Annotated in this window: 13 protein-coding genes; 10 read left to right on the top strand and 3 right to left on the bottom strand. The window is 28.5% G+C overall.

The annotated features are described in order from the left end of the window. The first annotated feature begins 372 nt into the window (after positions 1-372). From mnmE to D6200_RS02515, 7 genes are all read left to right on the top strand, one after another. Entirely contained in the window at positions 373-1,767 is a 1,395-nt protein-coding gene (gene mnmE, locus D6200_RS02545; protein ID WP_073183546.1) for a tRNA uridine-5-carboxymethylaminomethyl(34) synthesis GTPase MnmE, read from the top strand. 395 nt (positions 1,768-2,162) lie between these two features. Then, positions 2,163-2,546: a GreA/GreB family elongation factor gene (locus D6200_RS02540; RefSeq protein ID WP_073183549.1), complete on the top strand. Its 384-nt coding sequence runs from the start codon at positions 2,163-2,165 to the stop codon at positions 2,544-2,546. 177 nt (positions 2,547-2,723) lie between these two features. Continuing rightward, positions 2,724-3,356, top strand: a complete 633-nt coding sequence (locus D6200_RS02535; protein ID WP_073183551.1) for a hypothetical protein — start codon at positions 2,724-2,726, stop codon at positions 3,354-3,356. Positions 3,357-3,389: 33 nt separating this feature from the next. Continuing rightward, positions 3,390-4,187 (top strand): hypothetical protein, encoded by a 798-nt coding sequence (locus D6200_RS02530; RefSeq protein ID WP_073183553.1) that lies wholly within the window; start codon positions 3,390-3,392, stop codon positions 4,185-4,187. A gap of 24 nt (positions 4,188-4,211) precedes the next feature. Then, positions 4,212-5,207, top strand: a complete 996-nt coding sequence (locus D6200_RS02525) for a metal-dependent hydrolase (protein ID WP_073183555.1) — start codon at positions 4,212-4,214, stop codon at positions 5,205-5,207. 63 nt (positions 5,208-5,270) lie between these two features. Beyond that, the gene (locus D6200_RS02520; RefSeq protein ID WP_047789155.1) at positions 5,271-5,822 is read left to right on the top strand and encodes a hypothetical protein; all 552 of its coding nucleotides are present in this window, start codon (positions 5,271-5,273) and stop codon (positions 5,820-5,822) included. Beyond that, positions 5,822-6,250: a hypothetical protein gene (locus tag D6200_RS02515; RefSeq protein WP_047788954.1), complete on the top strand. Its 429-nt coding sequence runs from the start codon at positions 5,822-5,824 to the stop codon at positions 6,248-6,250. Before D6200_RS02520 ends, D6200_RS02515 begins: the two co-directional genes overlap by 1 nt. Before the next feature lie 2 nt (positions 6,251-6,252). On the opposite strand, the gene manA is transcribed toward D6200_RS02515, so the two are convergent. Both manA and D6200_RS02505 read right to left on the bottom strand, forming a co-directional pair. Then, positions 6,253-7,479, bottom strand: a complete 1,227-nt coding sequence (gene manA / locus D6200_RS02510; protein WP_047788955.1) for a mannose-6-phosphate isomerase, class I — start codon at positions 7,477-7,479, stop codon at positions 6,253-6,255. A gap of 49 nt (positions 7,480-7,528) precedes the next feature. Then, positions 7,529-8,737, bottom strand: coding sequence for a response regulator (locus tag D6200_RS02505; RefSeq protein ID WP_073183557.1), 1,209 nt, complete (start codon positions 8,735-8,737; stop codon positions 7,529-7,531). Between the two features lie 180 nt (positions 8,738-8,917). Here D6200_RS02505 and D6200_RS02500 point away from each other — a divergent pair, with 180 nt between their 5' ends. From D6200_RS02500 to D6200_RS02490, 3 genes are read left to right on the top strand one after another with little or no spacing between them, the layout of a single operon-like run. Then, positions 8,918-12,007: a membrane protein gene (locus tag D6200_RS02500; protein ID WP_047788957.1), complete on the top strand. Its 3,090-nt coding sequence runs from the start codon at positions 8,918-8,920 to the stop codon at positions 12,005-12,007. Positions 12,008-12,009: 2 nt separating this feature from the next. Beyond that, the gene (locus tag D6200_RS02495; protein ID WP_047788958.1) at positions 12,010-13,221 is read left to right on the top strand and encodes an Ig-like domain-containing protein; all 1,212 of its coding nucleotides are present in this window, start codon (positions 12,010-12,012) and stop codon (positions 13,219-13,221) included. Further along, a complete protein-coding gene (locus D6200_RS02490) occupies positions 13,215-14,732 on the top strand; it encodes a cellulase family glycosylhydrolase (protein WP_047788959.1) in 1,518 nt (505 codons plus the stop codon). Before D6200_RS02495 ends, D6200_RS02490 begins: the two co-directional genes overlap by 7 nt. Here D6200_RS02490 and D6200_RS02485 read toward each other — a convergent pair. Further along, positions 14,722-15,939 (bottom strand): glycosyltransferase, encoded by a 1,218-nt coding sequence (locus D6200_RS02485; RefSeq protein ID WP_047788960.1) that lies wholly within the window; start codon positions 15,937-15,939, stop codon positions 14,722-14,724. The genes D6200_RS02490 and D6200_RS02485 overlap by 11 nt on opposite strands. Between the last annotated feature and the right edge of the window lie 59 nt (positions 15,940-15,998).

Below are 15,998 nucleotides of genomic sequence, written 5' to 3'. Positions count from 1 at the left end.
TATTTGTTTTTATAATTATTATACTACATATACAAGCAATAAAAGTTGTATATCTAACTTTAAAAGTGGGGGTAACTGTAATTTTGGGGGCAGGGTAATTAAGAGGTACGCATTTCAGAGTATTATATAAGTATAACACATAAAGAATGTACAATAAGATTTTTCGAGGAAGCCAATACTAAATGGAATAGTATTATTTTTGAGGGATTAACGTTTTTTAAGTTCTAAAAAAACAGTTATACCAAAAGTAGCATTTATTTTCAGGTTTAAAAAATGAAAAGTTAAAAAAGGGGTTTTTCCCCATACTTGTTTAGTAAAAATATGTTGTTGATATTTTATAATACTTCTTACTAAATTAGGTAATTTTGCGATATGATACAAAACGATACAATTATTGCTTTAGCAACACCAGCAGGGGTTGGTGCTATTGCTATTATTAGACTTTCTGGAGAAAATTCTATAAAAATTGTGGATTCATTTTTCTCTTCTGTAAAGAAAAATAAATCATTATTAAATCAAAAATCTCATACCTTACATTTAGGTCATATTGTGAATAATGGAGTTGTTATTGATCAAGTTTTAGTATCTATTTTTAAAAATCCGCACTCATATACAGGTGAAGATGTAGTAGAAATTTCGTGTCATGGTTCTAGTTTTATCCAACAAGAAATCATTCAACTTTTCTTACAAAATGGTTGTAGAATGGCTGATAACGGTGAGTTTACAATGCGTGCCTTTTTAAATGGTAAAATGGATTTATCGCAAGCGGAAGCTGTGGCTGATGTGATTGCTTCAAACTCTGCTGCTTCTCATCAAATGGCAATTCAGCAAATGCGTGGAGGAATTACCAATGAACTAAAAGAATTAAGAGGACAACTACTTGATTTTGCAGCTTTAATTGAGTTAGAACTCGATTTTTCTGGTGAAGACGTAGAGTTTGCTGATAGAACCAAGTTTAAAGAATTAGTAGCTAAAATATCGGAAGTTTTAAAACGTTTAATAGATTCTTTTGCCTTTGGGAATGCTATGAAAAATGGAATACCTGTAGCTATTATTGGTGAACCAAATGTTGGAAAGTCTACTCTATTAAATGCTTTGCTTAATGAAGAAAAGGCTATCGTATCTGATATTGCTGGTACAACTCGTGATGCTATTGAAGATGAATTAATTATTGATGGTGTTGTTTTTCGTTTTATCGATACCGCTGGAATTAGAGAAACTGAAGATGTTGTTGAAAACATCGGTATCAAAAAAGCATATGAAAAAGCAGAAAACGCACAATTAATTATATTTTTAATTGACTCCAATAAGTATATACATTCTAAAGACTTATTCTTAGAGGAAATTGAGACTATAAAGCAACGTTTTCCTAACAAACGTTTATTGGTAATCGCCAATAAAATAGACACCTTGTCATGCCATGACTCCTCTATTCTACAATCTGAGATTGAAAACTTAATTTTACTTTCTGCAAAACAAAATATTGGAGTTGACGAGTTAAAACAAGAACTTATTTCATTAGTCAATACTGGAGCTTTGAGTAATAATGAAACAATTGTTACTAACTCTCGTCATTTTGAAGCATTAACTTTAGCTTTGGAAAGTATCAATTCTGTTAAAAATGGTATTGAATTAGATATTTCTTCTGATTTATTTGCTATAGATATTCGAGAATGCTTACGTCATTTAGGAAATATTACAGGTGAATACGATGTAGATAAAGATATTTTAGGACACATTTTTGGAAATTTCTGTATCGGAAAGTAAAATTTATTTTCCTTTAATTAAAAAGACAGCTGTTTTCAGTTTTATAAAATCATCTCTTTTTAAACAACCTCACATTCTCTGTAAAAACAAAGAAAATTAGGGAGTAAATACCACTTTTTAATTCAATAAATAAGCAGTAAATTTGTATCCACTAAGTGTAAATGATACATGACTGCAATATTTACATTTCAAAAAAACTTTGCGCAAAAGCTAATTGCTTCTTTGCGCTACCTGCTTGATGATATATTTTTAAAAAATTCTAAAGAGTTTATTATTTAAGCCCTACCCATTTTAAAGGTAGGGACAACTTTAGTTTTAATTAATTTTAAACTAAATCCTAGGTGTTTTTAATACCTAGCGATGGTTTATTTCTATTCATCAATAATTATAAAATAATGACAAAAAATATTATAGTAACCACAGGTATATACGATCTTATAAAAGACCACGTTAGAAGAAAAAAAGTAACCATTGAAGAAGAAAACCGCTTACTAGCTGAATTAAAAGGCGCAAAACAAGTAAGACGAAGAGAGCTTCCTAATGATGTAGTTACCGTAAACAGAAGGGTTATGATTTTAGATCATTCAGACCAACAAGAAAAAGAATATATTTTCGTTTCTACAAACAAGACTAAGCTTCAAAAAAGAAAGTTTTCAATCCTTTCAGATATGGCTTTAGCCACTGTTGGCTATAAAGAAGGTGATATTATTGACTGGCCTTTTAAAAAAGGAAATAAAAGAATTGAAATTTTAAAAGTAACTCCTTTTGAACAACTTTAAGGTTAAAATTTATAGCCTAAACAAGGAGTTTTTAAAATAAGCTCCTTGTTTTAGTTACAGCTTCTATTTAGCTTAAAAACTTCAAATTTATAACGGTTAACTACGCTTATAAAACAGATTCCTTTCTACTTACACTTGTTTATACTTTTACAAGTAATTAAACTAAACTCAAAAAAAATGGGACTATACATTACTAGCGGAGCACTTGCTAGCTTTAAAGAAATGGATGAAGAAGCTTTTGAACATTATTCTTTGGTATTTAAAAACATTAACAAACTATTAGAATTAAATGGGCTTACACCTTACGAAGAACCAGCTGAATTAGAAGGAGGTTCTTTAGAACTTGGTGGGTTTTCTTACGATTTTATTCATCACTTAAGGCGTTTTTATGCTTATTGTGCCGAATATGAAGATTGGACTCCTATTCCATTTAGCCCTAACAGTAAGCCTAGTGAAGATTCTATTATAGATGATCATGCATCAGACCTTACTTGTCATCTTATATGTCATTCAGATTGTACAGGTTTTTATGTTCCTGTAGATTTTATCGATATTGTTTTTGATAATGATGAAATTCCTATTGATGGTGCAATGATTGGTTCGTCATACACTCTATTTAAGGAATTAAAATTTATAGCAAATAAGCTTAATATTCAACTAGATGAAGACGATACTATTGTAAATATTGAAGCTGTAAATAAATCAATAAACGCAGAAGAAGATTTTTGGAAAGAAAAACTAGTTTGGTGTGAATTGTTCAAAGCTTCAAAACATAGCATTCACAACAAAGCAGCCATAGTTTTTCATTAAAAACATCAACAATTAATAAAACACATCTCATAAATGGAAAGAGAGATAATAATACAGTTACAAGAAAAAAAATATCAATCTTTAGGTAAACTTACCACAAGTAAAATTATTGATCTTTTTATTGAAAGCGAAAACGAAGCTTTACTCCATAAATTTCAAGGTCAATTTTATCCGTATCGTCATTATGATATTAATGCAACACTAACAAAAGCTTTAAAAGGAATAGACAAGCAAAAAATTATTGATGCTTATTTTCACGCCTCTAGATTAGGTATTATTACAAAAGTAAAAGAAAACAATTACCCCCTTTTCTTAAAAGGAATTGAAAAAACACTATCGTCTCTTGGTGAGGGATATAATATTAATATTTTAAGACCTAGTACGGTATATTTACTCTTTGGAGTGAACTCACTAAATGATATAGAAAACCTGTACAATACAAAGTATAGCGAGTTTTTAGAAAACTTAAAATTTGTTATCAAGGTGAACTCATATACTAGCTATCCTAGTTTACGAAAAAAACTAAAAGCATCTCTTTTTTTAGAGAATGAAATACTCTTAAAAAGAGCTCAAAAAATAACGCCTTTCTTTAATGAGTTCAATTTTGAAACAGCGGGAGCTTTAGTATTACTATTAACAGACTCTTCAATAAAATCGAAGCAAGTTCTTTTAGAGTGTCATAAAAGAGAGTTATCTAGAGAAATAGTTTGGGTTCTTGGTAGTTTTTATAAAGATTTTAAAACTTCCGAAGCAAACAAGTTACTTCTTAACGATTTATACAATAAATATCCTACAAAATGGATTAACGAATATTATAACACTATTTACTAACCGTTTTATAAGTATTTTTGCCTAATGGATTCACTCACACAAATTGTTCTTGGGGCAGCTGTTGGAGAAGCTGTATTAGGTAAAAAAGTAGGAAACAAAGCAATGCTTTATGGTGCCATCGCTGGTACTATTCCAGACTTAGATGTTTATGTTGGTAAGCTTTTTGACACTGTTACTGCTCTAGAAATACACAGAGGTTTTACACATTCTGTATTTTTTGCAATTGTTTTCGGCTGGATTTTTGGTTGGCTTATCTCTTTATATGAAAAAAATGCCTCCACTAAAGAATGGGCTCTACTTATGTTTTGGGGATTTATAACACATCCAATTCTAGACGCACATACCACTTGGGGAACTCAACTTTTTTGGCCACTCGATTTGCGGTTAGCTTTTAAAAATATATTTGTTATTGACCCTTTATACACATTACCTTTCTTAGTATTTCTACTAATGGCAATGTTCCAACGTAAAGGGACAGCTAAAAGAACAAAGTATAACAATTTAGGACTAATTATTAGTAGCTCTTACATAGCAATTACTCTTGTTATCAAAGGAATCACTTATACTAAATTTTCACACGCTTTAAAAGAACAAGGGATTTCTTATAAAGAAATAGAAACCAAACCTACGCCTTTTAACACCATTTTATGGTCTGCAAATGTTGAAACAGATGATGCTTATCTAATAGGTTATTATTCTTTTTTTGATACTAAACCAATTGAATTTTATTCCTACCCTAAAAATCATCATTTATTAGACGATTATAAAAATAATGTTTCAATAAAACGACTTATTAAAATTACCAAAGGTTGGTATACAATTTCAGAAAAGAATAGTTTAATTTATTTAAATGATTTACGCTTTGGGTTATTAAGCGTAGCTCCTAATTTTCAGCAGTTTGCTTTTAGCTTTCAAATAACAAAAAAGCAAAATAAAATAGTTATAAACGAAGTACCTAGAAATCGTGAAAAAGCTAAACAATTATTAACAGATCTTTGGGTTAGAATTCAAGGAAATTAATTGATAAATCATAGTTTATACCGTAAATTTGCCATTATATTATAATTGCAGAATAACTCTGGTTTGAGACAAAAATATTTTCACTTTTTTTCTATCATTTTTTTAGTTCTTACTCAATTTGCATTTATTACTGCATTATTGTTTGAGCATAAAAATACTTTTACAATACTATCGTTAACAACACTTATTACTACACTTATAATTTATAGTTACATAAAGTTTTTTAAAATTAAAAGAGTAGATTTTGAGCCATTCTATGTAATAATTTTTGTTATAATTGGAGCTATACTTACAAGTTACTTACATCTTTTCACTAAATTAAATTCTGTTTTTGCAGCAACACTTATTGGTACAGTTGCTTCTTTTTTACCTGATTTAAATAAAAAGTCGAAGGTTTTACAAAATATTCCCAATGCTATGTATTGTGGTTGTTTTGTAGGAATGTCACAAAAAAACGTTGCTATTGATTATAGCCTTATAATTATTGCAGGTATCATAGCGGGTATTTTTTTTATACTCTCTAAAAACCTTTTTAATGGAGTTGGTGGTAAACTGGGTACTCTTGCCTTTGGTAGTGTAGTTATTTCATCGTTATTTCTTTTAATTCTTTCATAGTGCTTACCACCATATCAATATATTTAACAAGCATACTTGGGGCTTTTTTAACGTTTTTAGTAAGTACAAAATACAAACAGGGTCCTGTAAGAGCTTCTGCTCTACTCACTCTTTTTGTTGCTAGTACATGTTCTCTTTTTTCTGAGTTATTTTCTGAAGATATAGCCAATCAAATTCCTTGGGTATTTTTTGGTGCTTCTTTTGTTGGTATGACCTCTAGTAAACTTACTCGTAACTATACTTCAATTATTTTTGCAGGAATTGTTTTTGGATTTATCTATACGGTTAGTCCTACTTTTTTTAATGGTTATGGAGGCGCATTAGGTACAGCCGCTTGTATTTCTATATTAGTTGTTATTGGAATGAACAATCTTATCCGACTTTTAAAAGCTTCAAAAAAGAAAAAAGGCTTATTGAAAAAACTTTAATTTTAATAAGGTACTTTTGCCTTGTAAATTGTTGCTTTCTTTTTAGAAGTTATTTTATAAATACTTCCTGCTTTTAAGAGGGCTGATTGTCCCTTTTTTAAATTTAAAACAGATTTTGTTTCTACTATTTCTATCTCTCCATCAATGACTATTAAAATTTCTACTGATCTAGATTTTGCCTTGTATACTTGACTTTCTGCAATATTAATTTTACTCAATTCAAAATCTTTTGCTTCTGTCTCATACACTCTTTCTAAATTATCTTTTTTCAAACAACCATACAAAACTTCTGGATTTGTTTCTTCAAAAACAATATTCTTCAATAGCTCAGCAACATCTACATGTTTTTTTGTTAAACCTCCTCTTAAAACATTATCTGAATTAGCCATTAATTCTATATTTTGACCTTCTAAATAAGCATGGGGTACTCCCTCTTTTTGGAAAACAGCTTCTCCTTTATTTAATTTCATTATGTTAAAAAAGTATATAGAAAAAATTCCTCTATCTAGTTTTTTATTATTTGTAGATTCATCAACAACTTTTGCTGCCCAAAAGTCAGGACTATTTTTATCTAATTTTTTGTTCTTATATAATGGAGTAATTCTATCTATTAAAGGTTTTAATATTTCATATACTTCTTCATTTGATTTTTCCATCACATTTTTATATAATCCAAAATATCCTTCTTCTTTAAATATATTAACTAACTTTTTAAATTCTGGTGTTTCTTCTAATCTTGCTATTAATTTACTTTTGGGTAAGAAACCGTGTAATAACCAAAATTCACTCAAAGCAACCATAATTTCCGGCTTGTGATTATCATCTTTATAGTTTCTGTAAGGTGCTGTTAATGGGATTCCTAAAATATTTTCTTCCTTAAATCCTTTTTCTGCATTTTTTTTTGAAGGATGAACCTGAATTGACAATGTCTTTTTTACATCTAACACTTTAAATAAAAAAGGTAATCTTCCGTATTTTCTTGCTACTCTTTTACCTAAACATTTTTTTAAGTTTCTTTTTAAAAAATTATCTAAAGTTTGATTTCCAACAGATGTTTTTATTATAGATGGAGCTTTTCTGTGTGCTCCTAACCAGTACTCTGCTATTTTTTTTCCGTCGTTTTTTCTTTTTAACAACTTTGTGATATAATTATCACCTCCCCAATCATAATTTTGAATCTGCCCTGTAAGCGCTAATAAATTAAATGTTTGTGTAGCTTCATTAATCATATCTTAATATTTTAATAGTTACTTGCTAAATCTTTTTATTTATACTTGCTTAGTTATTCAAGGTTATTGAAAATTCTTCCATTTTCATTTTACCAATTAGCGTTGAGTCTTTCTTTTTTTTTACTCTGTAATTCCATGCTATTTGACCTAATTGACCTATTATTTTTATAGAATCTTTCATAGAAAGCTTAGACCCGTCTGCATGTATCCATCTTTTTAAAGGTTTTTCACACATCATTTCTCTTGCTTTTTCAATTTTAAAATGCTTTTTAATTCTTAAAAAAATCTCTACATCAAATAACCATTTTGTAATAAACTTTTCTTTAAATGCGATATCAATTACATCTCTATGAAAAATTTTAGCTCCACATTGTGTATCTTTAAAATCCATTGATAATATTTTTCTTATAATAAAATTAATGGTAAGACTAATTATTTTTCTAGCAGATTCTTTTGTTATATTAGCCCCCATTCTAGTAATTCTTGATCCGCTAACTATTTTAAAGTTAGATTTTTCAATTGTAGAAACTAAGTCATCAAAATCTAACAAGTCTGTAGATAAGTCTGCATCTAAAAAACCTATATAATCTAAATCTTTAAAGTTTGCCATGTGTAGCATTCCTTGTCTAACAGCCTCTGCTTTACCTCCATTTTTTTCGCAATTGTATATTGTTATAAAATCTTCTCTTCCATTTCTCAAATTATTTAGCACGTCTAAAGTTTTATCTGTACTTCCATCATTTACAAAACATAAGTGATACCCTGAATTCTCGTCAATAAAACTGGTAAACTCTTTACTTAGTAATCTTTTCTCCTCATTGTAACAAGGTATTACTACCCCAACACACCTTTCTTTAATGATAAGATTATTTTGTTTTTCTATACTTACTATATTTTCAGGAGCCCCTATTAGCCTTTTCACTCTAACACAAATTTCATTTAAGCTTAATGGCTTTTTCATGTAATCATCAATTCCTAAATCAAAACCTTTAGTTATCATTTTATCATCTGTATTTCCTGATAATACAATTACTGATGTAGACGGTTTTTTAGAGTTTCTTATATAATCTATAACCTCCATACCCGATATTGTTGGCATATTCATGTCTACTATAACTAAGTCTGGTTGAAATGAATCATACAATTTCATACCTTCAAAAGCATTCGTTTCAGTTTTTACATCATAACCTAACTCTAACAATCTCTTCTTTAGGGGGATTAATATTAGCTTTTGATCATCTATAGCTAGTATTTTCATAATTAAATTTTTAACAGTTATTTGATCCAAAAATAGCTATGTATCTTTTTTTTAATGACTTACAACACTTAAAGGGATGTTTTCTTTAGACGAATGGTAGTTTACTTTAGTTAAACAAAAAATATTATATCTTTAAATCGTTTATATTTACAATAACAAAAGCTAACTATATAAATTTCAATGAGAAAGGAATCAAACAAACTTTTAATATTAGCGCTTCTTTTGGGTATAGCTTTTCATGGTTCTTTTATCTTTTTTACCCTAGAAAACACATATGATGCTCTAATACATTTGTTTTTTGCAGAGCATTATGCAAGTAATTGGTTTGAGCCTTGGAACTACAAATGGTATACTGGATTTACGGTAATGAGCTACCCACCTCTGGTACATCAATCAATTGCTGCTTTGTCGTATATAGGAGGGTTAAAATTTGGGCTTTTTACTGTAGCTATAATAGGCGTTATACTTTTTATTTCTGGTGCATATCGTTTTTCTCTACTTATAACTGCTAATAAAAAAATAGCTGGTTATGCAGCAATTACAGCTGCTCTTTCTTCTTCTTTTTTAGAAACACTACATATTTTTGGACAATTACCCAGTATTATTGGTGTTTCTGTTTTAATGCATGCTTTACCCGAGATTTATTTGTGGTTAAAAACAAAAAAATATAAATATTTACTTACATCTCTTTCTTTAATTTCAGTTACTGTAACCTCGCATCATGTTACTCCTATTTTTGGAATGGTATTTTTTATTTTACCTTTAATAGGAATGGTTATTATGGATGTTTGTTTTGATGAAGTTAAATCGTATAAGAAAATTACATTTAAATTATTCTTAGTTAAATTTAAATCTCAGTTTAAGTATAATATCCTTTTTATAATTTTAGCTCTAGTAATCATAGTAGGGTGCTTACTACCTTACTGGATTAACTCTAAAAAAAATCCTATTACACAAATTCCAATACCACATGGTTCTAGAGATAATTTTCTAGAAGTTACATCTTCTGGTTTGGTTTTTTTTATGATTCCTTGGGGAATACTTTTAGTTTTTCTTCCTTATTTTTTTTATAGATATTTTAGTAAGCGTTTTTTATTTATTGGTATTTCTTTTACTATGCTTTTTATTTTAGGAACAGGAGGTACTACCCCAGTTCCTTTAAAACTTTTGGGCGAAAATGCTTTTAATATTTTAACCTTAGATAGATTTACCCTATGGGCTTCTATTATGGCAATACCACTTTTTGGAGAAATAACCTATCACTTTATACATGGTGATTTAAAAAACGTTATTCATAAAAAATTAGGAAGAATTTACCATCGTTTACTTGCAGGATTAATAGCCTCTTTATTTTTATTTACCATTATTTTTACAATGAGTCTTGGCTATTTTAGACCATCACAGCCTCAAAAAATAAAAATGTTGCCTATTATTAACTTTCTAAACCAAGATCAACACGACCAATGGCGTTATCTTACACTTGGTTTTGGAGATCAAATGGCATGGTTATCTGCTCAAACAAACGCTATGACTGTAGATGGAAATTATCATTCTGCAAGACGTTTACCAGAACTTACAACAAGGCCTATAGAACGACTTGAAAATTCAAAATTCAAAGGTATTGCCGGTATTGGATCGCTTCAACAATTTTTAACAACTCCAGAAAAGTATAATTTAAAATATATTTTTTCTAATGATAAATTTTATGATCCCATCTTATATTTCTGTGGTTGGCAAAGATTATCTCCTTTAGAAAACGGTATAATAGTTTGGGAAAAATTAAACATTCCACCTCTCTCTTCTATTTTACCAAAAGAAGATGTAGCTATATGGCAAAAATTACTTTGGGGAACAGTTCCTTTTCTAACTGTTATTTTCGCTTTACTTTTAAATGTCAAGAGTTTATTTAACAAGCACATAAAAATGAGAAAGAATACTTACGTGCTATGTATTGAAGCCTATAAAAATTACTCTGGATTTACAAAAAAAGTATTACCCTTTGCTCATATATGGTTACTGTTTTTAACTGTTATTTCTTTTTTTGGTATGTATAAATTTTATCTTGAAAACAATACACAGCAATCGCCCGAAAACCTTGTAATATCTTATTATGATGCTTTAGATTTTAAACAATTTGAAAAAGCTTACAACCTTATTAATCCAAAAAGTAATATTTCAATAGCACAATATATGTTAGAAGTCTCTGTTACTGATGGTTTATTAAGCTCTTATGCTAAACTAGACGCTTTAAATACTGTTGTTACTAAAAAAACAGATAGCTTAGCTACTATAACTGTGCATACAAAATGGATTACACCTTTAGAAAAAATTAATAAAACAGATTATAAAACGGCTATTAAACTAAACGGTAAATGGTTTTTACAACCTGATGTAATTGATTTTGATTTACCTCCTGATCAACTTTACTCAAATAATAAAACAGGATATTTTAATCAAGGAAGAAAAAGAATTACAACTGAACAAACTCACCATGAAGATGTTTTAAAACAACCTGTTTTAGAAATCGTTACAGCTAAGCTCGTGAAATTTGATAATCATTATGCTATTATTGGTGAAATACAAAACATAGATAATGTACCTGCAGATGTTGTTATTAAAGGTACTTTATATAATGATTCGAATAAAAAATTAGCTACTTATAATGCAAAGTATCATATAAAACATAAACTAATGCCTAAAGAGATTAGTTCTTTTAGGATTAATTTTGAAGGTATAGCCTGGTCCAAAACACTTGATTCCATACCAAAAACATTTAATCCTGATGAGTTTACACCTATTGAGTTTGAAGAGCAACCTACTAAATTCAATTTACAAGCAGCTGGAAATGTTTCTAATTCTGATTTATATAAAGACCTTGCCTTAAGTGAGCTTATTATAGAAGAAAAAAACATAAAAGGAACATTGTTTAACAGTGGAATTCAAGAGATTACCGTACCTCAATTAATCATTACATACTATAATAAAGATAAAAAAATAGCTTGGGTAGATCATTTATTTATTAAAAGTGGCATTAGACAACAACGCAAAAAACATTTTAATTATAAATTGTTAGAAGATAAAAAAATCATATTTATTAATGATGATATGCAAAATTGTTTTGTTAATGGACTTCCCAACGAAGAAATCTCTAACAAATTGATTCCAAATAGGGTTAAAAATCACGCTTTTTCAGAATTGCAAAAAATTTCACACCCTAAATATAAATATGTAAAAATTGAAATGAATAACTTTATAGGAAATCCAAAGTAACGATGTTTAAAAAGAAGTTTTTTTTTAGTATCACATGCTTATTTATTAGTTGTGTAAACGCACAATACAATGAAAGTAATAATACAACTTTAAAGTTATTATCCACAAAAAAAGAGTTTTTAGCAGGAACTTTAATTCAACTAAAGTTTAATACTCATAAATCTACAAAATACAAACTATATTGCGCTAATAGTTATGGTAGCACTATAATTACCCCCTCTAAAAAAGATTCTTTAATCTTTGATATTCCAATGTTTTTAAGCAAAAAAAAAGGTATCATTAACTGGTCACTCATTAATACTGAAAAAGTACTTTCTGGTAAGATTACTATAATTGCACAAAATAAACCTACATTTATAGAAACCTACTTAGGTCCCCCTAGTATAGAAGCAGGTGGAAAAGATTATGCAATGATTGTTACCATACCAACAGATATATTGGACAATCCTCTTAAAAAAAACACCCCTATTACAATAAATCAACAATTTTTAACAGATACCCAAAAAGAAAAAGTATTTACTAAAAACTTAATCGCATACAAAAACATATACTCTCCTACAAAAAGCGGTAGAGTTTTAATTTCTTCAAACTGTTTTAAATTACACTCTAAGGAATATGATATTAATATAATGCCTGCAATTCCTGTTAATTTTAACGTTTTTGCTAAAAGACATCACAAGTATGCAGATGGAAATCAAATTACAACCTTATATACATCACAATTAAAAGACACTAATGATAATATTATAAGTGATGGTAGTTTTGTAGATTTTTTTATTACTAATAGTAAAGGAAATGTATTGAAAACATCAGGTACTACTATCAACGGTATTGCTACTGCAAAAATAGTTCATCCAGATTATGAAGATCAATGGTCTGTAAAAGCTTATGTTATTGGAATTGCTGAAAGTGATAGGATAATATTAGATTATAAAAAGGCTATTAAAAATTATATAGTTTCTTTTACTGAAAAGAATCGAACTATTAGTATAGGACCATTACAAAGTTTTATGGGGCAAATGATACCTGATGGATTAAAGGTTAAAGTTTCACTATACCAAAACAACATCTTGATACAAGAATTCATCAAAGAAACACAAAATGGTTATGTATATTTTAACTTAAACCCTAATATTTTACCAAAAGGGATATATAAAATAACTACTGACGCTGCTGGTATTTACAAAGAATTTAAAAACATAGAACTATGGTAGGTATAGATAAAAACATAATGCGTTCATCTTTAATAATATTTTACATTATTATTATTTCTATGCTCCTTTTTTTAATTAGCTCTTTATACAGTTACCTTAACACAGGTGCTGATAGAAGTAAAATATTACACACCGAATTAAAAGATATTCGTAATTACATACCTAAAATAACCTGGGTAAAAGATGGAAATGAAGGTAGAATTATGGATACACAAACCTTAACTGAAATTGAAAAAGATTATTTAGATGGTTGGTATGTTAAACATATTGCTTATAAATCTAATCTTACTACAGGTATAAACGATTATTACACTAAAAATGCTCGTAAAAATATACAGAATATCATTAAATATAACGATTCCCTAAACATTACAATAGACGCTACAACTCTAAAGCATAATCCTGATATTGTTTTTTTTAGTGAAGACGGACAATTAGCTGTTTTAGAAGATAAAAATGTTTTAGAGTATAAAAGAATAATTAAAAATAAATATAATATTCATGAAACTACAGAGTTTTCAAACTATAAAGCCATTTTGTTACTTGAAGATGGTTTTTGGCGTATAAGACATTTTGTTAAAGAAGGTTCATCTTCTTTTCAAGAAGATTTAAAGAAAACAAATCTAGAATATACTAATATTAAAGGTATTAATTATTACCCTCAAGCTACTCCATGGAGCATGTTTGGTGATAATTTTGAATTAAAAATTATTGAAGAAGACTTTAATATTATAAAAAGAGCAAATTTAAATACTATTAGGATATTTGTTCCTTATGACGATTTCGGGAAGGAAAATGTGGATGAAAACAAATTAAAAAAACTCAATTTACTATTAAATTTAGCTGATAAAAAAGGAATAAAGGTAATTGTTACTCTGTTTGATTTTTATGGAAATTACGATGTGCTAGATTGGACTTTTACCTTCAAACATGCTGAGAAAATTGTTTCAAAATTTAAAAACCATAATGCCATTTTAGCATGGGATTTAAAAAATGAACCTAATTTAGATTTTAAATCCAGAGGGAAAGAAAACGTTATTCCTTGGTTAGAACATTTATTATACTTGGTTAAATCCATTGATACAAAACACCCTGTAACTATTGGCTGGTCAAACACTGAAAGTGCTCACCTTTTAAGTGATAAATTAGATTTTATTTCTTTCCATTATTATGATAATTTAGAAATGTTTGAGAAAAAGTATAAAAAGTTAAAATCTAATTTGCCTAACAAACCCATTGTTTTAGGAGAGTTTGGTATGTCTTCATATAGTGGTATATGGAATTTTTTTGAGGGGTCTGAAAAAAAACAAGCTGAATATTTTAAAAACATGCAGCATATTTTAACAACAAACAATATTCCTTTTCTTTCTTGGACTTTATACGATTTTAGTAAAATACCAAAGGGCGTTGTAGGTAAACGCCCTTGGAGAGTAAACCCACAAAAAAAATTCGGGTTTATTAAAAATAATGGGGAAAAGAAACCTTCTTTTAAATATATTTCTAAACAGTAGAATTGGTTACTAAGTTTTTTGATGTTATTTTTTTTGTTTCTATAATTTTAGAAAACTCTTCAAGATATAAACTTGCTATTCTTTCCATAGGATATTTTGTTGCCGCCTTATAATTTGTTTTACCTAATTCTACCCTATAATTTTCATCTATTACGATTGCTTCTATTGCTTTAGCTAAACTTGTTACACTTTCTGGTTCGAAGAATTCACCTTTATAACCTTCATCTTTTACAAGCAATGCTAAATCTCCTAAATTAGGCATTACAACTGCTTTTCCATAACTTCCAGCTTGATGTAAAACTCCAGAACTGCCTGTTGTAGAGGTATAAGGAAAAACTACTACAGCACTTTCTTTAAATAAATTTTCTACTTCATTTTCTTCTACATATCCTGTGAAAACAATCTGAGATACATTTTTATATTTTTCCTTTACTCCTTCTAAATACCCTTTTACATTCGGATTATCAGTACCAGCTATAACTATTTCTAAATTCAATCCTGTTGTACTTCTCACTACTTCAACTGCTTCAATCATAGCCTCTACTTTTTTGTAAGTACCAAATTTTCCAAAAGTCATTATTTTCATGGGACCTTTTGGCAACTCGTAACATGGTTTTTTTGGAATTTCAAATGTACCATGAGGTATTAACTTTACATTCTTAACTTTATATTTTTCTTTTAAAATCACTGCATATTTTTCAATAGTTACAGCTACAGTATCTGATTGTAAAATTAACCTTGTTAAACAAGTACCAATAAAGTTATAAGTTTTTTGTAAAAGCTTATTAGAAGTAAAACCTGCGCTCTTTAAATCTACCTGCTCTAAAATATTATGTAACAAAGTTATTGTTGGTATTTTTTTTAGTTTACAAACCAGTGGTAAAGTTAAGCCTAAAGCTGCAGGAATTTTCTTGTCTCCAAACTTCATAAATTGTAGGTTAAATAATATAGCATCTGGCTTTACTTGATTAATAGCTTTAGTTACTGTTATAATATTAAATAAACTATTAAATTTCCAACATTCTTTTACTGTTACTTTGCAGCCATTTTCAATAAAACTAACATCTTTTATTTCTTTGGTTGTATCTGTTAACAATATAAGCTCCGTTACTTCTTGTTTTTGTCTAAAGTTTTTAACTAAATGATATGCATATTCATTTAACGTTACTTTACTTGGTGGATATGCTGTTACAATTGCTAGTCTCATGGTTAGTATTGTTTAATTTACATTTCAAAGATCCTACAAAACAACAAGTTAAGCCCTTT

The sequence above is a fragment of the Tenacibaculum mesophilum genome, assembly GCF_003867075.1.
Taxonomy (GTDB): Bacteria; Bacteroidota; Bacteroidia; order Flavobacteriales; family Flavobacteriaceae; genus Polaribacter; species Polaribacter mesophilus.
This window is presented reverse-complemented; position numbering and strand designations above follow the sequence as displayed.